The sequence below is a fragment of the Kiritimatiellia bacterium genome (assembly GCA_018001225.1).
In the GTDB taxonomy this organism is placed as follows: Bacteria; Verrucomicrobiota; Kiritimatiellia; order CAIQIC01; family JAGNIJ01; genus JAGNIJ01.
In genome coordinates this window covers 33,415-55,882 of the sequence record JAGNIJ010000009.1, presented here as the reverse complement: position 1 = coordinate 55,882, position 22,468 = coordinate 33,415, and the positions used below count along the sequence as shown (strand labels likewise).

The 22,468-nt window shown below is 68.7% G+C and carries 18 protein-coding genes; 9 read left to right on the top strand and 9 right to left on the bottom strand.

Going from position 1 to position 22,468, the window contains the following annotated elements; translation table 11 throughout:
• Window positions 1-160: 160 nt before the first annotated feature.
• The 6 genes from KA248_04760 to KA248_04735 form a co-directional block, all read right to left on the bottom strand.
• Complete coding sequence (locus KA248_04760) at window positions 161-1,444, bottom strand: dihydroorotase (GenBank protein ID MBP7829210.1); 1,284 nt, start codon at window positions 1,442-1,444, stop codon at window positions 161-163.
• Window positions 1,441-2,604 carry a M48 family metalloprotease gene (locus KA248_04755; GenBank protein ID MBP7829209.1) on the bottom strand — a complete coding sequence of 388 codons (1,164 nt, stop codon included), beginning with the start codon at window positions 2,602-2,604 and terminating at the stop codon, window positions 1,441-1,443. Before KA248_04755 ends, KA248_04760 begins: the two co-directional genes overlap by 4 nt.
• 164 nt (window positions 2,605-2,768) lie before the next feature.
• A complete protein-coding gene (locus tag KA248_04750; GenBank protein MBP7829208.1) occupies window positions 2,769-3,320 on the bottom strand; it encodes a LemA family protein in 552 nt (183 codons plus the stop codon).
• A 14-nt stretch (window positions 3,321-3,334) separates the two neighbouring features.
• Window positions 3,335-3,685: a zf-TFIIB domain-containing protein gene (locus KA248_04745; GenBank protein MBP7829207.1), complete on the bottom strand. Its 351-nt coding sequence runs from the start codon at window positions 3,683-3,685 to the stop codon at window positions 3,335-3,337.
• A gap of 101 nt (window positions 3,686-3,786) precedes the next feature.
• On the bottom strand, window positions 3,787-6,684 hold the full coding sequence (locus tag KA248_04740; GenBank protein MBP7829206.1) for a hypothetical protein: 2,898 nt from the start codon (window positions 6,682-6,684) through the stop codon (window positions 3,787-3,789).
• Between the two features lie 1,026 nt (window positions 6,685-7,710).
• Window positions 7,711-9,309: a hypothetical protein gene (locus KA248_04735; protein MBP7829205.1), complete on the bottom strand. Its 1,599-nt coding sequence runs from the start codon at window positions 9,307-9,309 to the stop codon at window positions 7,711-7,713.
• A gap of 148 nt (window positions 9,310-9,457) precedes the next feature.
• Here KA248_04735 and murJ point away from each other — a divergent pair, with 148 nt between their 5' ends.
• Window positions 9,458-11,062 (top strand): murein biosynthesis integral membrane protein MurJ, encoded by a 1,605-nt coding sequence (gene murJ, locus KA248_04730; GenBank protein ID MBP7829204.1) that lies wholly within the window; start codon window positions 9,458-9,460, stop codon window positions 11,060-11,062.
• 40 nt (window positions 11,063-11,102) lie between these two features.
• On the opposite strand, the gene KA248_04725 is transcribed toward murJ, so the two are convergent.
• Window positions 11,103-12,041 (bottom strand): lysophospholipid acyltransferase family protein, encoded by a 939-nt coding sequence (locus tag KA248_04725; GenBank protein MBP7829203.1) that lies wholly within the window; start codon window positions 12,039-12,041, stop codon window positions 11,103-11,105.
• Between the two features lie 175 nt (window positions 12,042-12,216).
• Here KA248_04725 and KA248_04720 point away from each other — a divergent pair, with 175 nt between their 5' ends.
• Genes KA248_04720 through KA248_04705 form a run of 4 tightly spaced genes read left to right on the top strand, consistent with a single transcriptional unit; the run spans window position 12,217 to window position 16,520 of the window.
• On the top strand, window positions 12,217-13,098 hold the full coding sequence (locus KA248_04720) for a hypothetical protein (GenBank protein MBP7829202.1): 882 nt from the start codon (window positions 12,217-12,219) through the stop codon (window positions 13,096-13,098).
• Complete coding sequence (locus tag KA248_04715; protein ID MBP7829201.1) at window positions 13,085-13,933, top strand: zinc ribbon domain-containing protein; 849 nt, start codon at window positions 13,085-13,087, stop codon at window positions 13,931-13,933. The genes KA248_04720 and KA248_04715 overlap by 14 nt, the downstream gene beginning before the upstream one ends.
• A gap of 3 nt (window positions 13,934-13,936) precedes the next feature.
• Complete coding sequence (locus KA248_04710) at window positions 13,937-15,274, top strand: tripartite tricarboxylate transporter permease (protein MBP7829200.1); 1,338 nt, start codon at window positions 13,937-13,939, stop codon at window positions 15,272-15,274.
• A 16-nt stretch (window positions 15,275-15,290) separates the two neighbouring features.
• Window positions 15,291-16,520, top strand: a complete 1,230-nt coding sequence (locus KA248_04705) for a metal-dependent hydrolase (GenBank protein ID MBP7829199.1) — start codon at window positions 15,291-15,293, stop codon at window positions 16,518-16,520.
• Window positions 16,521-16,559: 39 nt separating this feature from the next.
• Here KA248_04705 and KA248_04700 read toward each other — a convergent pair whose 3' ends face one another.
• Window positions 16,560-18,227 carry a cation:proton antiporter gene (locus KA248_04700; GenBank protein ID MBP7829198.1) on the bottom strand — a complete coding sequence of 556 codons (1,668 nt, stop codon included), beginning with the start codon at window positions 18,225-18,227 and terminating at the stop codon, window positions 16,560-16,562.
• 8 nt (window positions 18,228-18,235) lie between these two features.
• Complete coding sequence (locus KA248_04695) at window positions 18,236-18,691, bottom strand: PTS sugar transporter subunit IIA (GenBank protein ID MBP7829197.1); 456 nt, start codon at window positions 18,689-18,691, stop codon at window positions 18,236-18,238.
• Window positions 18,692-18,816: 125 nt separating this feature from the next.
• Here KA248_04695 and KA248_04690 point away from each other — a divergent pair, with 125 nt between their 5' ends.
• The 4 genes from KA248_04690 (at window position 18,817) to KA248_04675 (ending at window position 22,375) form a co-directional block, all read left to right on the top strand.
• Window positions 18,817-19,620, top strand: coding sequence for a hypothetical protein (locus tag KA248_04690; protein MBP7829196.1), 804 nt, complete (start codon window positions 18,817-18,819; stop codon window positions 19,618-19,620).
• A 57-nt stretch (window positions 19,621-19,677) separates the two neighbouring features.
• Window positions 19,678-20,475: a cobalamin-binding protein gene (locus KA248_04685; GenBank protein ID MBP7829195.1), complete on the top strand. Its 798-nt coding sequence runs from the start codon at window positions 19,678-19,680 to the stop codon at window positions 20,473-20,475.
• Between the two features lie 63 nt (window positions 20,476-20,538).
• A complete protein-coding gene (locus tag KA248_04680) occupies window positions 20,539-21,510 on the top strand; it encodes an iron ABC transporter permease (protein ID MBP7829194.1) in 972 nt (323 codons plus the stop codon).
• Between the two features lie 85 nt (window positions 21,511-21,595).
• Window positions 21,596-22,375 (top strand): ABC transporter ATP-binding protein, encoded by a 780-nt coding sequence (locus KA248_04675; protein MBP7829193.1) that lies wholly within the window; start codon window positions 21,596-21,598, stop codon window positions 22,373-22,375.
• Window positions 22,376-22,468: the final 93 nt, after the last annotated feature.

The following is a 22,468-nucleotide window of genomic DNA, read 5'->3' as shown; positions in this document are numbered from 1 at the left end:
CATCCGTTCGATCGGCCATTCTCATTCCGGGCAGAACAGCAGGCTCATAGCGCCTGCTGTACCGTGGACGTCTGTTGAACGTGCAGCGGGGGCTACGAACCCGCTGTGCTTCGGGCGCAGGAAAGCGCCAATGGCAGAATGACTGCCGTTCGATGATCGGTTACGCCCGAGAAACCACCCGGCCGCCCAGGAACGTCCGCGCGGCGCGGCCCCGCACCCGCCGGCCCTCGAACGGCGTGTTCCGGGACTTCGAGGCGAACGCCTCCGCGCGGATGATCCACTCCGATTCCAAATCCAGCAGGACTAGGTCCGCCGGCGCGCCGGGCGCGAGCGACGGCTCCGCCAGGCCGAGCACCCGCGCCGGGCCGACCGTCCAGCGGCGGACCCAGTCGAGCGCGCTCATCCGGCCCCGGATCACCAACTCGGTGTACGTCACGCCGACGGCCGTCTCCAGCCCGATCACGCCGAACGGCGCCTCGAGAAACCCGCGCGCCTTCGCGGCCGCCGTATGCGGGGCGTGGTCGGTCGCCAGGACCGACAGCGTCCCCTCCTCCACCGCCCGGACCAGCGCGGCGCGGTCCGATTCCGACCGGAGCGGCGGATTCATCTTCCAACAGGCGTCGTCCGGCCGCACGTCGGCGTCGGCCAGGGCCAGGTGGTGCGGCGTGGCTTCGCCGGTGACCGGCCAACCCGCGGCGAGGGCGCGGCGCAGCGCCTCCACGCTGCCGGCGGCGGACACGTGCTGGATGTGAACGCGGCACTCTGTTTCCCACGCGAGCCGGATGTCCCGCTCGACGACCGCGACTTCCGCTTCCGACGGAATGCCCGGCAGCCCCCAGCGCGCGGACCAGGCCCCCTCGTGCAGGACGCCCTCTTGCTCGCGGGCCGAATCCTGCGCATGGTCCAGGATCGGGCGCGCCAGCGCGGCAGCCTGCTCCATCGCGCGGCGCATGAGGTCTTCGTCCGCCACGGTCGAGCCGTCGTCCGTGAACGCGCAGGCGCCCGCCGCGGCCAGTTCGGCCAGCGGCGCGAGCGCGCCGCCCGCCCGGCCGCTCGTAATGCAGGCCGACGGGAGGACCCGGCACAGCCCGACCTCCGCCGCGCGCCGGATCTGCGCGGCCACGAGTTCGGGCGTATCGAGCGGCGGCCGGGTGTTCGGCATGGCGACGACGGCCGTGAACCCGCCGCGCGCGGCGGCGCGGCAGCCGGTCTCGATCGTCTCGGCGTCCTCGCCGCCCGGCTCGCGCAGGTGCACGTGCAGGTCGATGAACCCCGGCGCGACGGCCAGGCCCCGGGCCTCGATGATTTCGGTTCCGTCCGGCGTTTGGGCGGGAACCTCGGCCAGGCGTCCGTCCACGATAAAGACATCGCCGGTCTCATCCAGACCGCGAACGGGATCGAGGCGGCGCGCGCCGCGGAGGAGGATGGCGCGCGGGCCGGTCATTTCCGGGCGGCCGCGTCGAGGGCGATGGAGGCCGCGGCCAGCTCCGCGACGGGCACCTCGTGCTTCGTGCCGCAGCGCGGGCAGGTGACGGAACCGTCCTTGAAGTCGGGCGGCAGCTTGATCTTCAGACCGCAGGCGCACGGCAGCACCAGGAAGCGGTTGACCTGGTGCAGCACGTCGCGAGCGGACCGCCACTGCGCGGCCGGGTCGGCGGCCGCGGGCCCCGCCGCGGCCTCCCGGGTCGCGGCCTCGACCGAGGCGCCGAGGTCGCGCGACGCGATGACGCCGGAGCCCTTGTGCGCGGCGCGGAAGGCCTCCTCGTACGCCGCCAGCGAGGCGCTCTTGCCCATCCCGCGCAGGACGCGGATGCGGTCCGCCGTCGGCGGGTGCGTGCTAAACAGGGACGCGCCGCCGCCCGCCGCGGCAAGCGGGTTGATGATGAACATCGGCGAAACGGCCTTGTTCACCTTCAGCGCGCCGGGCTTGAACTGCGAGATCTTCTCCAGCGCCGAGGCCAGGCCGTCGGGATAGCGCGTGAACTGGGCGGCGGACGCGTCGGCCAGGTACTCGCGCTTGCGCGAACAGGCGAAGTACAGGATCTGCGCCAGCAGCGGCGCGAGGATCGCGACGATGATCGCCACGATGGCCAGGATCGCCTGGGCCTGGCCGCCCCCCTTCGACGACGAGGAGCGGCGGCTCCCTCCGCGGAACCACAGGCTGCGCATGAACACGTCCGCGAGGATGACGATCGCGCCGACCATGACGCCGGCGAGGGTCATGAACAGGGTGTCGCGGTTGGAGATGTGGCCGATCTCGTGCGCGATCACGCCCTGCAGCTCGTCCCGGTTCAGCCGCGCCATGAGCCCCGTCGTCACCGCCACCGCCGCGCGCTCGGGCTTGAGCCCGACGGCGAAGGCGTTCGGCACGTCGGAGTCCATGATGAAAATCCGCGGCATGGCGGGCAGGCCGGAGGCGATTTTCATCTCCTCGACCAGGTTGTAGAGCTGCGGCGCCTGCTCCCGCGACACCTCCCGCGCGCCGGCCGAGGCGAGCAGGACCTTCTCGCCCCCGGAAAACGCGACCAGCGTCAGGACCACCCAGATGATCATCGCGCCCAGCGCGCCGAGGACCCCGGCGGCCGGGTCGATCGCCATGCCCATCGCGTAGCCCAGGAAGATCAGGACCGACGCCAGCAGGACGATCAGCACCGCCGACTTGCGCTTGTTCGACTGGATGGTTTCCCACATGGCGGCAGAACGCTTTGCAGGGGCGCCGCTCGCCGGCGCCCGAGGGCGTCGCAAGCGACGCCCCTACGGATCCGTTCCTAGAACTGCACCTTGGGCGCCTCGCGCTCGGCGGCGACCTGGATCTCGAAGAACTCGGCCTGCTTGAAGCCGAACATGTTGGCGACGATGTTCGACGGGAAGGTCTCGACCTTCGTGTTGAAGCGCAGGACGGCGTCGTTATAGAACTGCCGCGAGAAGCCCACCTTGTTCTCCGTCGAGGACAGCTCTTCCTGCAGGGCAAGGAAGTTCTGGTTGGCCTTGAGCTCGGGGTAGTTCTCGACGACGAGCATCAGCTTGCTGATGGCCCCGCTCAATTCGCCCTCCGCCTTGCCGGCCGCGGCCGCGCCGCTGGCCTGCATGGCGCTGGTGCGGGCCTTGGTGATATTCTCCAGCGTTTCCTTCTCGTGCTTGACGTACCCCTTCACCGTCTCGATCAGGTTGGGGATCAGGTCGTGGCGGCGCTTGAGCTGCACGTCGATCTGCGACCAGGCGTTCTTCACCTGGTTCCGCAGCGAGACGAGGCTGTTGTACATCCCGATGTACGCGAGGACCAGCAGTACGAGCACGCCGATGACAATCCAGAGGCCCATGGTGTTCTCCTTTTCTATTTCGCTTTTCCGAAAACATCCGCGCAGAACGCGGCCACGGCCGCGGTCCGCTCCGAAGGTTCCCGCGACCGGGCCACCTGCTCCAGTTCGCCGGCGTCCAGCCATACGCCGTGCCCGGCTGGGCAGGCATCCACCTCGACGCCGGTCGCGGGCGCCAGGCCGACAAGCATGCGCGACCCGCAACGCGGGCAGCGCCGCTTCCCGCGGGCAGCGCTCTCCAGTTTCAGGTCGTCGGGCCGGTCGGGCGTGCCGTTGAGGATCAGCCCCAGTTCGCCGGCGTCCAGCCAGCAGCCCTTGCAGGAAAAACAGAAATCCAGTTCCACCCCGTTGTACTCCAGGATGGCCATGGATGCTTTGCACGCGGGACAGTTCATGGCGTCAATGCGGCCACGGCATTTTTATCCCCAACGCCCGTGGGGAATGCAAGGAGAAAGGGGCGCCGCCCGGACTACTCCTCGACCTGCACGCGGTAAAAAGACGGCTGCGCAGCGTTCGCCGTGGTGTCCGTATAGGTCGTGAACCCCTCGAGGCCCGGCAGGCCGGAGGCGATGAGCTCCATCCCGGGGATCATCAAGTTCTGCGTACGCTCCACTGCGTAGGTGCGGCCGGGCAGGCTGGGCCAGCGCAACACGCGGCCGTCCGATGGCCCGCCGCCGCTCCAAGCGAACCGGAAATATGAAAGCCCGTTCGTGGGCACGGTTCCGGCCCGCCATTCCTGCCACGTGGAATAACCGTCCCCATCCGGATCCTGGCCGTCGACGGAGCCGTCCAGCGGCAACCCGAATTGCTCCAGCCACGGCGCATAAATGCCGGAAGCGGTGTAGGGATATTCATGGGCACCCAGGTCCGCCGTCTCCCCGACGACGCGCGGCAGGCCGGCCATGTCGCGGCAACCCGGCTCGGTCATCCAGCTCTCCTCGACGCCGCTGCCGATGCAGCAGGACGTCGCCGCCAGCCGGTAGTCGCCGGTGGCGGCCGCCAGGAAGCAGGGGTCATTCGTCATGTTGCCGGGTCCGTCCGCCGGCGGCGTGGCCCGGCAGTAACTCAACACGCTATTCGTATGGTCCTGCCCGCCGGGACAGATATTGACATACAGGATCGTGTTGACGGCGGTGCCGTTGTAAAGCCCCGCCCCAATGGCCGACTCGTTGCCCACCACCGTGCAACTGTGAAGCTCGCTGTGACAGCCGCCCCCGCCGCTGCCCGTGGCCCGGTTGCCCACCAGCAGGCAGTTGAACAGGACGCCATGACAGGCCCCGCCCCCGTTTTCCGCCTCGTTGTGCTCCACCCGGCAGCCGTTCAGCAAACCCTCGTACACCCCGCCGCCGTCCGCCGCGGAGTTGCTCGCCACAAGGCAGGCGGTCAGGTTCGCCCACCAGGTCCCTCCTCCCTGCTCCGCCTCATTCCCGACGATCGTGCACCCGGAAAGCGTGCCCGTGGCGGCCCCGCCCCCGCACGCGGCCATGTTGCTGTTCAGCACGCAGGCCGCCAGCGAGGAATTGTACGCGCCCCCGCCGGCGCCATCCGAACGATTGCCGTCCAGCCGGCAGGCGTTCAGCACGCTCTCGTGCGCCCCGCCGCCGGCGCCGTTGCTCACCGCATTCGCGACCAATTCGCAGTCGGTCAGTATACTGTTCCAGGCCCCGCCGCCGCAGGTCGCGCGATTGCCCGCCAACACGCAGGCGCCCAGTCCGAAACATTCGGCCACACCGCCGCCATAGTCCGCCTCGTTGCCGGAGACCGTGCTGTTGGTCAGGCTGCAGTTCCAAGCCCCGCCGCCGACCAGCGCCAGGTTCCCGGTGATCATGCACGAATACAGGTCGCCGGCCGCCGCGCCGCCGCCCCGCTCATCCGCCTGGTTCCGGATCACCAGGCAATTCCGCAGCGCGCTTTCGCTCGCACCCCCGCCGTGGACGGCGGCGGTATTGCCGCTGACCACGCAGCCGGCCAGCGTGCAGCGCCAGGCCCCGCCCGCCTTGCCCGAGGAGGCAATGTTCTCGCGCACGATACAATTCGTCAGTTGGCTTTCCGCCGCGCCGCCGCCCCCGGACCAGTTCTTCGCCTCGTTGAACTGCAGAACGGAGTTCTTCAAGCTCACGCCATAGCTTCCCCCGCCCGTCCCGCCGGCCGTATTCCCCGTCAGTTCGCACCCTACCAGCGCGCCGCCCCGGACTCCCCCGCCGTCCTGCCAGGCCGCGTTCTCCAAGAGAATGCAATCCTCCACGACGGCCCCGGCTTCGCACAGCACGCCGCCGCCCGACTGGTCCAGCGCCGGATCCCCGTTCGTCAGCGTGTGTCCGCCACGGACGGTAAAGCCGATCAGCGCCGCCCGCCCTCCCAGGTACACGCCCCGGACCGCGCCCGGGCCGCAGGGGCCGGCGCCCACGATGACGGTGTTCGACGCGCCGTTGACGCTGCGCACGGTGATCGCGTTGGTCGCACAAAGCCGGTTGGTCAGGACCGAGCCAGGGCCCGGCCTGCCGCCCTCGCTGTACACGCCGTTCGTCACGACAATGACCGCCCCTGTCGGCGCGGCGTCCACCGCGGCCTGGATCGTGTGGAAGGCGTTGGACCACTCCTCGCCGGGACCGTCCTCCGCGCTGTCCGCCCAGACGTAGATCTCCTCTTCCCCGGGCGGCCGGTTATAGACCGTGAACGACGGGAAACGGGTCACCGCAAAACCGCTCTGCGAATGGATCTTGAATTCCCGCGGCCGGACGCCGGCCTTGATCTTGCCCATTTCGTCCACCCACAGCTCGTCGCCGCACCAGGCATCGACGTTCCCGCCGCCGACGGTTTGGATCAGCCCCCGCGGATCGGTGTACTCCCGGGGCTCGTCCGAGGAATTGACGATGACCGTCATCTTGACGGTCCCGGAATTCGTCCGGGAACTGCAGTTCCCGTAGTACGCGCGGAACCGGTTCCCGTCCAGCGTCTCGATCGAAAACTTCATGGCCAGCACGCTGGTCACCTCGGAGTTCGCGTTGCTGTGCAGCCCGTCGCCGAAGTAAAAGTGCATCACGCCCGCGCCGGCCTGTTCGACCGTCACGATATTCATCTCGATCTCGTACTGCGCGTAGCCGTTGACGTTCAGGTCCGTCAGCCGGCATAGCGACCAGGAGACGTAGTTGGTGCGCGCGGCCTCCAGCGCCTCGTCCACGATCCGGTACTGGTTGCTCGGATTCCCGCCGCTGCTGACGATGAAGGCGTTGAAGCAGTTCGATCCCGCGCCGCGATACGCGGCCCAGTCCGTGGAATTAGTGAAGTCCTGGAAGAACACGCGACCCGCGTGAACAATGCCCGCCCAGCCGGCGAGCATCGCCAACGCCACCCCCGACGCCTTCAATCCCGCCCTCCCCAATACAAACACGCTCCGCCCCCTTGCCTCCTGAAAAAACCTCCCGTGCCGCCCACCCCGGAGTTCCTCCTGAAAACTCCCTGTTCCCCATTAAGGCGGTCTATTACTTTATTTTCCATACATACCGGGTCAAGCTCTTCCGTCACATTTTCCGGCCGGCCACCTTCGCCGGGGTCACAATCGCTTGGCCCGGAAGCCGTTTCAGATTCTCCTCTTTTTTCGTGGAATGAGAACGCCTGTCTTCCTTTCTATTCTTGGACACCGCTTCGCCTTTTCATCGTCCGCGCCGCCACATCCGGGACCGGACACGGAGCGGTCCGTGCCATGAAAGGAATCGCGAACATGACGTAGCCATCATTCAGGATACATTCCATAGCCGCGTGTCGGCAAAGACGCGGCGCGTCGGCCGCTGCTGGAGGAACGGTTCCGCCCTCCCGCGACCTCCGGTCGGAGAAGACGTCGAGACCCGCTCCGCGGCCCGGTCTTCCCCTGCCTGGAAACGGCGCGGCCGGGTTTTCCAATCATTGGAAAATTCAGGCCGTTTTTTTCCAATGTTTGGAAACTTTGGACTTGGGCTGACTTGCTCAAGGAGACCCCGCGGCCTTGCGCCGCGGGTGATACCAGGTACGGGTGAGAGGCGGTACGAACGGCGTCGCAAGCTTGCCCGCCGTAGCCCTTGCGCGAAGGCGGGAACTCCGCCCTCCAGTGGCAGGAATCATGGAGGGGCGAGCTCCTGCGAGCCCGAAATCTAAGACGCCGAGACCCGCTCCGCGGCCCGGTCTTCCCCTGCCTGGAAACGGCGCGGCCGGGTTTTCCAATCATTGGAAAATTCAGGCCGTTTTTTTCCAATGTTTGGAAACTTTGGACTTAGGCTGACTTGCTCAAGGAGACCCCGCGGCCTTGCGCCGCGGGTGAATACGTTCGGGGGCTGTAGCGCGTTAGTTGATGAACGTCTTCCCCTGCCGCCCAAGGCGGCAGGGGCCGCGCCGAACTGAAGTCAGGCCGCCACCCCGTTCAGAGGGCCGGCAGTTCGTAGGCGCCGCGGTCGGGCTGGGCGTCGCGCCGCCGCCCGTCGCGGTCCACGGTCGTGAGGACCGGCAGGACGCCCGCGTTGCGGCACGGCGAGTTCGGCTGCAGGTGCAGGTCTCCGATCATCCGCCGCGGATCGAACTGCACGAAGACGGGATTGATGCCCTGCCGGTTGAGCAGGCCCGCCGGGTTCGGCACGTCGCGCCAGGGTAGCAGCGTGAGCCAGAAATCGTTGCCCAGGACCTGGACCCGGCCGCCGGCGTCTCCGATGACGCCGCGGGCGTGCCCGGCGATGATGTTGTTCACCACGCGCGTGGTGTTGCCCGCCCCGCGGACGCGTATGGCCTCGGCCACCGGCAGGGGCTGGCCTGAACGATACTCGATGTGGGCGATGGTGTTGTGATCCACGAGCGCCGTCGCATCGGGCTCGAGCACCATTCCGTCCCCGATTCCCGCGGTGTTCATGAAGAGCACGTTGTTCTCGACCCGGGCCTCCTTCAGGTCCGCCAGGTACAACGCCCCGCCGTCCTTGACCGCCCGGTTCTGCTTGAAGGTGTTGCGCTGGACAAGCGGCGGAGTGCCTGCCGCCGGCATCGTCCGTATCGCCATGCCGCCGCCAAACCGCGCCGCGCAGGACATCCACTCGCTGCCCTGGCACGAGAGCGTGGAAGCCTCCGAGTAGACGCCGCCGCCGCACTCCGCGGCCGTGGCCGAATGGCCACTGTGCGAGCCGACCCCGGCGGCGCCGCCGATCACCGAGAGAAAGCCTCCATGCCGGCCGGCCCTGTGTCCGCTCGACGAGCCATAGAGGATGATCACGGTGGCCCGGTCCGCCGACACGGCCCCGCCGTCGCGACCGGCCCGGCCGTCAAACAAGCTGGCCCGATTCAGAATGACCTGTTTCGGATTCAGCACCACGGACACGCCCCCGCCATCCTGCGCGGCCGTGTTGTCCATGAAGAAATCCCGGTCCGAGGCCACCAGGTTGGTCCCGCGCACCGCGAAGCCGCCGCCGCTCGCGCCCGCCCCGTTGCGCAGGAACTCGTTCATGCGCAGCGAAACGCCGGCCGTGCCGCCGATGTACACGGCCCCGCCGTCCGTCTCCGCCGTATTGGAACTGAAATAGTTCGTCTGGATGTAGATCGTCCCGTCGGCCTCGGAGTAAATCGCGCCGCCCCGCGGGCCGCGGTTCTGCTCGAACATGTTGTGGCAGACATAGCCGACGCCGTCGCCCCGCACCTCGACGGCGGACCTCTTGGCGCCGGTGAAGAACAGCCCGCGCACCTGTGTCGGGTGCTTCTCGCCGGCATCGGTCAGCGCCACGACAATGGGCGTGTCGCCCCAGGGGGACAACTCGGGCATGATCCCGCCACCCGGCATGAACTCGGGCTCCCCGAGCAGCGAAACGCCCGGCGATACCGTGAAATTGCCCGCGTATTGGCCTCGGCTCACCAGGACCCGGTCGCCGGATTCGGCGCGGGCCAGGGCCGCCGCAAGCTCGTCGGCGTCTCTCACGGCAAGATCCTCGGCCGCGGCGGCGAGGCATCCCAGGCTCACCAGGGCGGCCACCATACATGTTTTCATCGCTGTTCCCCTCGGTTGCACAACTGCTCCTGTCGACCGGGCCCCCCGTATCTTCCCGCCCTCTTTGAGCCACGCCGGGCCGGCGGGCGTTTCGTTTTCGGACCAGGCCGGCATTGAAAGCGGTTTTCCGGCCGTGCTATGGTCCGGCATGACCGGCACCCGGAAATCGGCGGGCATCGTGGGCCTGGCGGTGGTCGGCTCGCGGGTCTTCGGCCTGGTCCGCGAGCTGGTTTTTGCCGCGATGTTCGGCGCGGGAAAATTCCTCGACGCCTTCCTCGCGGCCTTCCAGATCCCCAACCTGATGCGCGACCTGTTCGCCGAGGGCGCGCTGTCGGTCGCCTTCACGACGACGTTCACCAAGACCCACGCGAAGGAGGGCGACGAATCCGCCTGGGGCCTGTTGAGCCTGCTGCTGTCGTCGGTGATCCTGATCCTCGGCGGCGTGTGCATCCTCGGCATCGCGGCCAGCCCCCTGCTGGTGCACGTGACCAACTTCGGGTTCCACCAGGTCCCGGGCAAGTTCGAGTTGACGGTGCAGTTGACGCGGGTGCTGTTCCCGTTCATCCTCTTCGTGTCGATCGCCGCGGTGATCATGGGCGCGCTGAACGCGAGGCACATCTTCGGCCTGCCCGCGTCGGCCTCGACGGTCTTCAACATCGTGTCGATCGTCCTCGGTGTCGGCCTGGCCTATCTCTTCGACCCCCAGCCGGACTGGCGGCACCCGCACTTCGGGGAGCGGGCCCTGTGGGGCGTGAGCCTGGGCGTGCTGCTGGGCGGCGTGGCGCAGATGGCGATCCAGGCGCCGGCCCTCTGGCGGCTGGGCTACCGGTTCCGCTGGCGGCTGGATTTCCGCAACGAGAAGCTCCGCACGGTCTGGCGGCTGATGTGGCCGAGCGTGATCGCCGGCGCGGCGGTGCAGGTGAACGTGCTGGTCAACGGCATGTTGGCCTCGGAAATCGACGGGGCGCGCTCATGGCTGAACTGCGCGTTCCGGCTGATGCAGTTCCCCCTCGGCGTCTTCGGCGTTGCCATCGCCACGGTGACGCTGCCCGCCGTGGCGCGGCACCACGCGCGGTCCGACCTGGCGGCGTTCGGGTCGACCGTGACTTCGTCGCTGCGCCTGGCGGTGTTCCTGACGCTGCCGGCGGCGGTGGGGCTGTTCGCGCTGGCCGAGCCGATCATCCGGGTCATCTACCAGCACGGCCGGTTTTCCGCCGCGGACACGGCCGCCACGGCCCTGGCGCTGCGGGCGTACGCGTTCGGGCTGACGGGCTACGCGGCGATCAAGGTGCTGGCGCCGTGCTTCTACGCGCTGGACCGCCCGAGGATCCCGCTGCGCGTGGGCCTGCTGGGCATCGGCGTGAACCTGGGGCTGAACCTCCTGATGGTCAAGGTGCTGGGCTGGGGCCACGTGGGGCTGGCGACCACGACGGCCGCGCTCGCGTTCATCAACGGGGCGCAGTTGTTCATCTATCTCCGCCGGCTGGTTCACCCGGGAAGCCCGGGCTGGATCGGGTTCATGGCCGGCGTCGCGGCCGCGGCCGCGGCCTGCGGCTTCAGCGCCGCCGCGGTGCACGACCGGCTGCGCGCGCTCCTGCCCGCCGGGCTGCCCGGTGAAATCATGGCGCTCGGCGCCGCGATGGCCGCGGCCGTCGCCGTCTATTTCATCCTGACGCTGGCGCTGCGGCTGCCGGAATCGACGGGGCTATGGCAGTTTGCCCTCCGCCCATGGCGCCGGCTGCAGGACCGCTAGACTCGCCGCTGTTTCGGCGCCGGAGAGCGACCAGCCGCCGCTATTTCCGCCCCGAGGCGTAGTACGGATAAGCGCCCGGCTCATCCCCCGGCCGGACGAACCGCCATCGCTTATAGGTCCAGAGCCAGCACTCCGGGCGGCGGCGAACCTCGTCCTCGTAGAGGCGCGCGATGCGCGCGGTCCATTCGAGGACCTGCCGGTCATCCGGCCGCGGCGGGGGGACGCCCAGCCCGTCGGGCAGGCGCACGCGGTACCCGCCGCGCCCGTCCGGCAGGCAGAAGCCCGAGACGATCCCGCAGCCCGCGCGCGCGGCCAGGAAGACGGCGGCGCCCGACACGGTGGCCGGCCTCCCGAAGAAATCCACGAACAGCCCGCCGTGCTCCGGCCGGGTGTTCTGGTCGAGCAGCAGGGCCGCGTTCCGTCCCTCCCGCAGGAGGCGCAGCAGCGCGCGGACCGCGCCCGCGCGGGGGATGATGGTCTGTCCGGTGGACTGGCGAAGCCGGTTGAAAAGGAGGTCCACCTCGGGATTCTTCAGCGGCATGGCGACGCTCGCGAGCGGGTACCCTTCGATGGCGCAGGCGAGGCCCAGGATTTCCCAGTTGCCGAGGTGGCCGGTCAGGCAGACGTTCGCGCCGCGGCCCAGCACCTCCGAAAGCGGCCGTTCGAAAGACACCCAGCGGCGGATGCGCTCCTCGGTGCGGCGCGAGAACCAGAAGACGTCGAGCGTGACGAGCGCGAACGCCTGGAAAGACCGCTTGAGGAGCCGGCGTTTTTCGCGGGCGGTCAGCGCGTCGCCGTAGGCGAGCTCCAAGTTCGCGAGGCCGACGCGACGCAGGGGCCGGGCGAGCACGAAGCCGGCCGCGCCGAGGAAGCGCGCCAGGCCCAGGATGACGCACCGCGGCAGCCGGTTGACGAGGGCCATCGCCAGCCGGACGAGCCCGACCTCCAGCCTGCCGCGTTGTCGTTTCCTCCAGCTCATGAGTACCTGCGCATCGGTCCTGCGCGTGGCCACCTGTAGCACAATACGGATCCGACGGCCATGACGTTTTCGCTTTTCGCCTCCCGGGGCGGATGGCCGGATTAACCTTGTCGGCACCCCGCGGGGCATGTAGGCTGCGGGCATCAAACTGGACCCCGAGATCAGCCGGCTGGTGATGAGCCAGAACCCGGCGGAAACCACGTGCCGGGCCTGCGGGCGATTCATCGGCTCGTGGGAGAGGTGTCCCTTCTGCCGCCAGTTCAACCCCAAGCGGCGGATCGTGCGCTTCCTGAAGTACAGCACGCCGTTCCTGACCCTCGCGGGCCTCGTGCTGCTCTCGCACCTCGGCCGCGTGTACGGCTCGCCGACCGTCAGGATCGCCAGCCTGGGCCCCAAGACGAACTTCGCGCAGGGCCGCCTCGAGGGGCGCCTCAGCGGCGACCTGCGCCACCACCCCGCCGACGACCAGGGGCGCAACAGCAGCCTGGAGTTCGAGGTCGACGACGGTTCCGGGTTGATGCGGATCCGCTGCTACGACGACACGACGGAGGACCTGCTCAAGGCGGACAAGATTCCCGTCTTCGGCGACCGCGTCTCGCTGATCGGCAACTACCAGTACAAGGCCCGGCGCCAGATCATGATCTTGAGCGCCGTGGAAGACCTCGAGATCGTCCGCGAGAGACCCGACAAGGCCACCCCCCTCGGGAAGGTCGTGCGCGCGTTCCGCGAGGGGCTCGAGGAGGGCGCGCGCCTGAAGGTCACCGGCCGCGTCCAGTCGCGCATCCCCAGTTCGTACGACCTGGTCTGGCTGATCGAGGATGACGGGGGCCACCGGCTCGCGGTGAATATTTCCCAGGATGTCATGAAAGCCCGGGGCGCGGGGCCGGCGGACCGCTCACAGGAGCTCATGCGCAAGGGCCAATACGTCACGTGCTTCGGCGCCCTGCAGCGATACCGGAGCCAGAAGCAATCCTCCTGGCAGCTGGTGCTGGCCGGGCCGGAGGACCTGCAGCCGGCGGACGAAGCGCAATGGAAGGCCGATAATGCCGAACCCTGAACAGGTCGCCTGCCCCAGTTGCGGCCGGCCCCTCCCCGCGGAGGCCACGGTCTGCCGCTGCTGCGCGGCCTCGCTCCGGACGCGGATCTCGACGGCCTGGATCGGCCGGGGCGCGCTGCTCCTGCTCGCGATCGCGGCGATCCATTTCACCGCGGCGCTGACCTACCGGCCCCGCCTGGCGGACTTCCGCGACCTGACCGCCGAGATGAACTTCGAACGGGTCCGCCTGGCCGGGCGGGTCGTCAACGTCTCCATCACGCAGGACCGCTACAACGCCCCCCTGGTGCGGATTGAACTGGAGGACCTGGCGACCGCGGACACGCCCGGCCGCCAACGCCTTTCCGCACGGCTGGAGGGCGAGGCGGCCCTCGATTTCGCGGCGCTGCAGGATCCGCCGCGGCGCGGGGACGTGATCGAGATCGCGGGCTCGTTGTTCGCGGGCTCCTCGTACCGCTTCGTCAGCGTCAACAGCGCCCAGATGATCAAGATCAAGTCGCGCCCGGCCGACGGCACGCGGGAGGCCCGGGAGGACCTGCCCGCCACGGTCGCCGAGTTGCTCGCCGAGCCCGGCCGCTTCAGCAACCGCTGGATCTTCGTGGCGGCGGCCGAGGTGGCCGATGCCGCCGCGGCCCACCCGATCGTCCGGATCCGCGAGCCCGGCCAGACCAACACGGTCCTGGTGTTCGGGTTCGACGGCCACCGGCTCGCGGCCGGGCAGAAAGTGTCCGTGCGCGGGCAGTTCGTGTACTTCGAGAAGATGGGCTACTGGGAGATCAAGACGGCCCGGGGCGATCCCCGGGCCATCGAGCCCGCGGACGGGACGGGCGGAGACTGACCGATGGAACTCAACACGCTCCTGCTGTGCATCCCGACGGCGCTCCTCGGCGTGGCCGTGGCCGCGGTCTTTTCGTTCATTCCCGGCCTGCACATCTACAACGTGATCGCCTTCACGATGATGCTGGCCTTCGCGTTCGTCGAGTTCTTCGACGCCCTGGACCCGATGCTGACGACGAGTTTCATCCTGGGCATGGTGGTCGGGTTCTCGGTGCTCTTCACGGTCTCGAGCCAGTTCTTCCAGCCGTGCGACGACAGCTTCCGCTCGATGATCATGCCGCACGAGCGCTTCCTCTACGAGGGACGCGGGTACGAGGCAGTGATCTTGAGCGGCTTCGGCGCGCTGGCGGCCCTGGTGCTGATCGCCGGGCTCTTCCCGTTCCTGACCAAGCCGATCGGGCTGGTGCGCGAGCTGATCCGGCCGCACGTCTACTGGATCCTCGGCCTGGTCTGCGCGTTCATCCTGATCGGCGAATGGCCCAAGGACCACGGCGTGGGCCAGACCGTGCGGCAGCGCCTGGCGGACGGCTGGGTCCAGCTCGGCATGGGCTTCTTCACCTTCGTCGCGGCCGCCGTGCTGGGGATGTTCGTCTTCTACAACACGATCATCCCGGTCGAGAGCGCGTTCCAGTCGCTGATGCCCGTGTTCATGGGCCTGTTCGCGCTGCCGAGCCAGATCATGACCGTCATCACGCGGACCCGGATCCCGCCCCAGCACTTCGCGCGCAGCGTGGACGCGGAGCCGCACGACCTGGCGCGCGGCGCGCTGACCGGCACGGTCGCCGGCCTCTTCTCCAGCCTGACGCCCGGCCTGACGCCCGGCCCGGCCCTGCTGATCGGCGCCCACGCGACCTGCTCGTCCGGCGACAAGCAGTTCCTCGTCGGCGGCGGGGCGGCGCGCGTCCTCTACTACATCGGCGCGCTGGTGCTGTTCTTCATGCCGGACGTCTACATGCGCCGCGGCGGCGCGGCGATCAACATCAGCCTCTTCTTCGTGCCCGAGACGGTGGAGCAGTACCTGGCCGTGTCTGGCGTGATCGCCGTCAGCGGCGCGGCGACCCTGTGGCTGCTGCCGCGCTTCGCGCGCTTCTGCGCCCGGACGACCGGGCGCGTGGACTATCACTGGATCTCGGGCTTCTCGGCGCTGCTGCTGGTGGCCATGGTCGGGTTCGTGACGGGCTGGCGCGGGCTCGTGCTGATGGCGGTCTCCACGGCGCTCGGGCTCGTCCCCAATTTCTGGCACACGCGGCGCGTGCCGCTGCTGGCGGTGCTGATGGTCCCGGTGAGCCTCAACATGGCCGGCGTCGGCCACCGCGTCGCGCAATGGCTCGGGTTCCGGTGAACGAGGAGCGAGGGCGATGAAAGGCATCACGCATTTCCTGACGGGGGTGGCGGCGGCCTCCTGCTTCCCGCTCGCCATCCGCACCGCGTACGAGGACAAGGCCTACCTCATGGTGCTCGGCGGGGTCTGCGGCATCCTCTGCGACACGCTGGATTTCAAGTTCGCGCGCTATTTCTGGAAAATCGATCACCAGATCCGGCTTTCCGAAGACCACCTGGACCCGCGCCTCCCCGCCGAGGCCATCGCCCGGGCGATCGACGAGGCCGCGGAGAAGAAGCGGCCCATCCGCCTGAAACTCGACACGATCCGCGTGGGCCCGAGCCACTACCGCGCCTACGCCGTCCAGATCGACGACCGGAACAGGACGGTCACCTGCACCATCGGCCCGCTGAAGACCATGAGCCAGTCCATGGCCCGCGGCGAGCGCCTGCCCAGCGAGGCAACGCGCCGGCGCAAGATCGAGGAGGACGGCCCCGCGGCCTTCATGGAGTCGCTGGCCCGGGACCTGCCGTGCCTGCCCGACACGATCCCGCCCGGCCCGACCAGCCACGTCGCCTCGTTCCAGAGCGAGATCAACAACACCTATTACATGGACACGGAGATCGGCGTGTTCTCCGGGCCCGACTACGAGTTCGTGCCGGAGAAGGACGGGCGCGTGCGCGTGGATTTCATCCCGTGGCACCGCCGATGGACGCATAGCCTGACCCTCGGCCTGCTGATGGGCCCGATCGGGTTCGCGCTCTTCGCGGACTGGCCGGCCCTGTTCCGCGGCGACCTCCCGGCGTTCTTCACCAACCGCTTCGCCGTGACGGCGTTCTGGATCGCCATCCTCGCCTTCTGGAGCCACGTGCTGGTGGACCAGACGGGGCACCTCGGCTCGAACCTGTTCCCGCCGTTCACGAAGCAGCGGACGATGGGCCTGCGGTGGTGCACGTCCGCCTCGCCGTTCCCGAACCAGATGGTCAACTACATCTCGGTCGCGATCATCCTGTGGAACCTCAACGTGTTCGCGCCGACGCCCGTCTTCACCATGCCCTGGGCGAAAGGGATGATCGGCGGATTCGGCGACTCGGCCTACTACCTCGTCTCGCTGACGAACTACCTGCTGGCCGTCGTGGCCCTGCCCCTGCTGGTCTTCTACTGGATCGGCAAGCTGTACAAGCGGTGGTACCGCCGCGACACCCAGGTCCAGATGGAAGAGGCCTTCTCGGGCGAGGACTGGTCCGGCGGCATCGGCGACGGGTGATCCGCGCCCCGGCGGTGCCGGGTCGGCGGGGTATCCAAGTCAGCTTCCCCCGTCGAACAGGCCTTCGAGGAGGCTGCTTTTCATCGTGTCGATGTCCTGCAGTTTCTGGAAGGCCTGGGCCATGTCCTGCAATTCCAGGATCTCCTCCAGCACGATGAAGCGGGCGACGTGCTCATGCCGCGCCGGGGCGGTCAGCAGCACGCGGTGGGCCTCCAGGGACAGGGTGAAGTGCATGTCGTCCTTGCGGATCTGGTAGGCCTGGATCTCGCCGCCCAGGCGGTAGACGAAGAACTCCTCGGCCCGGAATCCGCGGACGAGGCGCGACAGCACGAACTCGGCCAGGTCGTCCGACGGGAGTTCCAGCGGCACGGTGTGGATGGTGTCGTCCTGCCCGGCGCGGATGCGGGCCTTGAGCCCCGACCCGCCCGCGAACGACTCGCTCAAGAGCGGCGGGGCGATGAGCGTGGTCAGCATGGTCATCAGGATCGCCGCGCCGAAGACCTCGGTGTTGATCACGTGGGCCGAGAGCCCGAGCCCGGCGATGACGAGGGCGACCTCGCCGCGCGGGATCATGCCGATGCCGATGCGCGTCGCGCCGCGGAGATTGAAGGACAGCAGCCACGCCGGCAGCCCGCACCCCACCAGCTTGGCCACCATCGCGAGGGCCGCGTACACGAGGCCGAAGACCAGCACCCCGCGCATCACGGAGAAGTCCACCAGCATGCCCATCACGCAGAAGAACACCGGGACGAGCACCTCGTACATGCCGCGGAGGTGCTCCTGGATGCCGTGGGCGAGGTCCGTGCGCGACAGGGACAGGCCCGTGACGTAGGCGCCGATGATCATGGCCAGGCCCGCCATTTCCAGCAGGCCCGCGAAGAGCAGCGCCAGGCCGAAGGCGATCGAGACAATGCTCGACATCGAATGCAGCTTCTTGAGCACGCGCGAGATCAGCCGGGCCGAGAGCAGGCCGATGGCCGTGAAGCCGAGCCAGTAGCCGATGGCGTGCACCGCGATCCGGGCGATGTCGCCCCAGGGCGCCTTGTCGCCCGGGTCCGTCAGCTTGGACAGGCCCACCACGATGGCCAGCATCACCACGCCCAGCACGTCGTCGAACACCGCGCCGGCGAGGATGGTGACGCCCTCCGGCGAGTCGGTTTTCTTTTTCTCCGAGAGGATACGGGCCGTGATCCCGACCGACGTGGCCGTGGAAATGGCGCCGAGGAACAGGGCCACCGGGTCCATGAAGGAATTCGCCAGGCCGAACCAGATGCCGCACTGGGCGCCGAGGACGAAGGAGAAGACCACGCCCCCGATCCCCACCGCGGTGCCCACCACCGAATACCGGAGAAACAGCGCGAGGTCCGTCTCCAGCCCGGACAGGAAAAGCAGCAGGATCGAAGCAATGGTCGCGAGGCCGTACAGGGGCACCGAAACAGCCACCGGCGTGTCGGCGGCGGGAAAGAGCGGGCCGAACCCGGGGATCGGCAGCTGGCCCAGCGCGTAGGGCCCGATCAGCATGCCCGCGATCAGCTCGCCGAGAACGCCCGGCAGCCGGAGCACCCGCCGGAAGAAGAGGCCGACGATCTGCGCGGCGATCAGGATCACCGCCAACTGCAGCACCAGGCGCATCATGGCGCCTTCCATGCCGGCGCCGGGATCGGCCTCCGCGGTGATCGTGGCCAGGGCTGGGAGGAGCGGCATCATGGCCGCCTTCAGCCCGAGAGCAGGTCAAGCACTTCTTCCGGCGTGGCGGCCTTCAGAACGCGCTCCCGGGTGCCGGCGTCGCTCAACTGGCGGCTGATCTCGGCGAGGAACTGGATGTGCGGACCGGTCCGCGTGTCGGGGGACAGGGTCATGATGAAAATCCGGGAGGGCTGCCCGTCCAGGGCCTGGAAATCCACGCCCTCCTTCTTCAAGCCGATGGCGGCGACCAGCGAGTCCACCGTGTCCGTCTTCCCGTGGGGGATGGCGATGCCGTTCTGCATGCCGGTGGACATTTTCTTCTCGCGCTCCAGCACGACGGCCAGGGCATCCTTCCGGGCCTTCAGGTCCCGGATCTTTCCCGCCGCCATGAGCAGGTCCATCAGTTCCCCGATGATCCCCTCCTTCGTGTCGCTCTTCAGCGCCACGGAGATCGTGGCCGGGGACATCACTTTCCGCAGATTCATAGTTATTCCTCGATGAACAAACGGGGGGAAATATTCGCCGTTCCGAGCGAAAGGTCAACAAAAGAGTCGAACAAATCCGCGCCGGCCGCTAGGATGCGGAATCATCAACAGGACAGGGGCATGCCGTGAACCACAGTTTCGATCTCCTCCGCTACCGCGCCGCGCTGAACCAGCAGCGCGAAATCTTCCTGCTCCAGTTCCGGGCGGAACTCGAGTCCTTCGACGCGCTGGACAGGCTCTTCCCCCGCTGGGCCTCCCTGGTCGGGCCGCTGCCCTCCGCCAAGGGCCGCGACGCGATCACGCCCGCCCCCTTCCTCCAGGTCATGCAGCGGCAGGCGCGGAACGCGTTCGAAGCGCTCACCGAGTACCAGTCCGCCCGCGCCTGGGCGTCCCTCCGGCCGTTCGTCGAGGCCCCGCTGATCATCGGCAAGTGGCTGGACGATCCGCAGAACGCCGTGGTCTGGCTCTCCCGCAACTCGGGGAAAAGCGCGCGCAAGGACTACCAGGACGCCTACTCCGGCGACGCGCTCAAGCCCCAGAACCTGCAGGGCGGCGATTCGATCCGGCTCGTCCTTGCCCGGCTCGGCGACGATTTCCTCCAGACGCAGGCGCGGTTCTACACGCGGCCCGTCACGTTCGCGCCCGGCGGGCCCCGCGGCACGGCCGACGGCCCGGACGACCCGGCCGACCACCGGGCGCACCTCTACGCCGTCCTGCACCTGCTGTGGTTTGTCCTGCGCTCCACCGGCCGCATGCTGGCCCCGGCCGCCGGGAACCGGCCCGAGCTCAAGGTGGACCTGGAGCGCGTCGAACGCGACTTCGCCGCGCCGGTCATGGCCCTCGCCCGCGAGAACGAGACCCACAAGAACGTCCTCACCCAGCTCGGCCTCTGGCCCCACGAACTCCTCCAGGCCCCGCGGCACGGGTGACCTCCCATGCGCGCGACCTGCTTCGCCCTCCTTTTTCTGCTAACGCGTAGTCAGGCCATGGCGGAGGGATCACCGGTGACCAAGGCGGTCAGCCTGGCGCCCAGCCTGACGGAACTGGTCTTCGCGCTCGGGCTCGGCGATCACCTCGTCGGGCGCTCCTCGGCCTGCGACTATCCGCCGGAAGCCCGGGCGCTTCCCGTGCTGGGCGATTTCGGCCGGCCGAACCAGGAGGCCCTGCTGGCCGCGCACCCCGATCTGGTGCTGGCCACCGACCTCGAAAAGCCGGGCCTCCGTGGATACCTAGAGGGTCTAGGTATCAGGGCGCTGGTCCTGCCGTGCGAGAACTGGACGGACCTGCTGGAGGCGGGCCGGGCGATCGCCCGCGAACTCGGGAACCCGGAGGCAGGGATCCGATGGGCGGAAACCATGGCGGCGCGCCGTGCGGAGATCGAGCAGCGCGTAAACACGTTTTGGGCGGGTAAAGAAAGGCCCCGCGTATACCTCGAAATCTGGAGCGACCCGCCGATGACCGCGGGCCGCGAGTCCTTCGCGAATGACCTGGTCGCGCTGGCGGGAGGAAGGAATATCGGCGCGGCGCTGGAACGGTCGTACGCGAACGCGAACTCGGAATGGATCCTGAAGCAGGATCCGGACGTCATCGTGCTCGCCTACATGACCACGAACGCGGCGGCGGAACGGCTGGCGCAACGGCCGGGCTGGAACCGGCTCCGGGCCGTCCGCGAGGGCCGCGTGTGCGCCGGCATCAACCCGGACTGGCTCCTGCGGCCGGGCCCGCGTATGCTCGACGGCGCGGAGGCCCTGGCGGAATGGCTCATGGAAGAGGCCCGCAGATGACGCAGATTTTCGCAGAGGGCCTATCTGCGTTATCCGCGTGATCTGCGGGAATTTCTGGGACGGATGAAAAGACAAAGCCATTATCTGATTCTCCTGACCGCCTGTCCGTTGCTGGTGGCGGCGGGCATCTTTCTGGGCCATGGATGGAGCGACCCGGCCAGCCTCTTCGAGCCGGCGCGGCGGGGCATCCTGGAGGCGCGGCTCTGGCGGGTGGCGCTGGGGGCCATCACGGGCGCGGCACTCTCGGTGTCGGGCGTGATCCTGCAGGCGCTCCTGCGAAATCCGCTCGCGGAGCCGTACGTGCTGGGGCTCTCCGCGGGCTCCGGCCTCACCACCGCACTGGGAATCCTGCTCGGCGGGCTCGCGTTCAGCAGCCTGTTGCTGCCGGCGGCCGGCTTCGGCGGCGGGTTGGTCAGCCTGGTCGTGGTCTGGCGGCTGGCCTCGGCGGGACGGGTCACGGGCCCGCACACCCTCATCCTCGCCGGCGTGGTCTGGGGCTCGTTGTGCGGAAGCCTCCTGATGTTCCTCGTTTCGCAGGCGAGCGTCGAGGGCCTGCACGCCGTTCTATGGTGGCTGCTGGGCGACTTGCAGGTCTTCGATGCGCGGCTGGTCGTGATGTCCGCCGCGCTCATCCTGCCCGCCCTCGGTGTCGCCATCCTGCTGGCGCGGGACCTGGACGTCCTGTTGCTCGGCGAGGAGATGGCGGGCCACGTGGGGTTGAACGCCGAGCGGGCGAAAAAGGTCTTCCTGGCCCTGGCCGCCCTGCTGACGGCCGCCTCCGTGTGCGTCAGCGGACTGATCGGCTTCGTCGGCCTCACGGCGCCGCACGCGGCGCGGTCGCTGGTCGGACCCAATCACCGTCGCCTCGTCCCCGCCTCGGCCCTGCTCGGCGCGGCGTTCCTGGTCGTCGCCGACGGGCTTGGGCGAACGTTGTTCTATCCCGTCGAGGTTCCCATCGGGGTGATCACCTCCCTGGTCGGCGCGCCGTTTTTCCTGTTGCTGCTGCGGCGGAAGCAGAAGGAGATGTGGAGATGACGCCTGCACCACGCGATGCAGGGGCGCCGCTGGCCGGCGCCCGCGGGCGTCGCACGCGACGCCCCTACCTGACGGTTTGTTCGTCGTGATAACGCCCCTCCAGCTCGAAGCGCGCGCCCTGGCCGCCGGATACGGCGAGAAGGAAATCCTCCATGACGTTTCCCTGTCGGTGGCGCCCGGCGAACTCGTCGGGCTCATCGGCCCGAACGGCGCGGGCAAGACCACGTTGCTTCGGGTGTTGAGCGGCGAGCTCCCCGCGATGCGCGGCGACCTGCGGCTCGGCGAGTCCGACCTGTCCCGGCTGGACAAGCGAAGCCTGGCGCGGCGGCTGGCTTTCGTGCCGCAGTCGCTGAACCTCCCCGTGGCCTTCACCGTCCACGACTTCGTCGCGCTCGGCCGGCGTCCCTACGGGGCCGCGTGGAGCCGTCTCGCCGCCGGCGATCGCGAGGCCATCCGCGCGGCGCTCCGGCAGGCGGACCTGGACGGCATGGACGAGCAACTCGTGGACGAATTGAGCGCGGGCGAGCGGCAGCGGGCGCTCGTGGCCCTCGCCCTGGCGCAGGAGCCGCAGATCCTGCTGCTCGACGAGCCGACCGCGCACCTGGACATCCCGCACGCGTGGCGGCTCCTGGACCTGGTCCGCGCGCTGAACCGCGAGCGGGGCACGACCGTGATTTTCTCCTCGCACGATCTCAACCTCGCCGCCGCGTTCTGCCGCCGGCTGGTCCTCCTCGACCAGGGCCGCATCGCGTCCGACGGGACGCCAGAACAGGTCCTCACAGCGGGCGTCCTTTCCACGGCCTATCATCATGCCCTCGAAGTGATTACGCTGCCCGGCTCCCGGCGCGTGGTCGTGCCGGCTTGACCCGGCCCGGCTTTTTTTCCACCCAGCAGGAAGAAAGCTTCCCCTTACGCGACTTGGATTCTTGAGTATGCAGCAGTGCAGCTCAAATGTTTA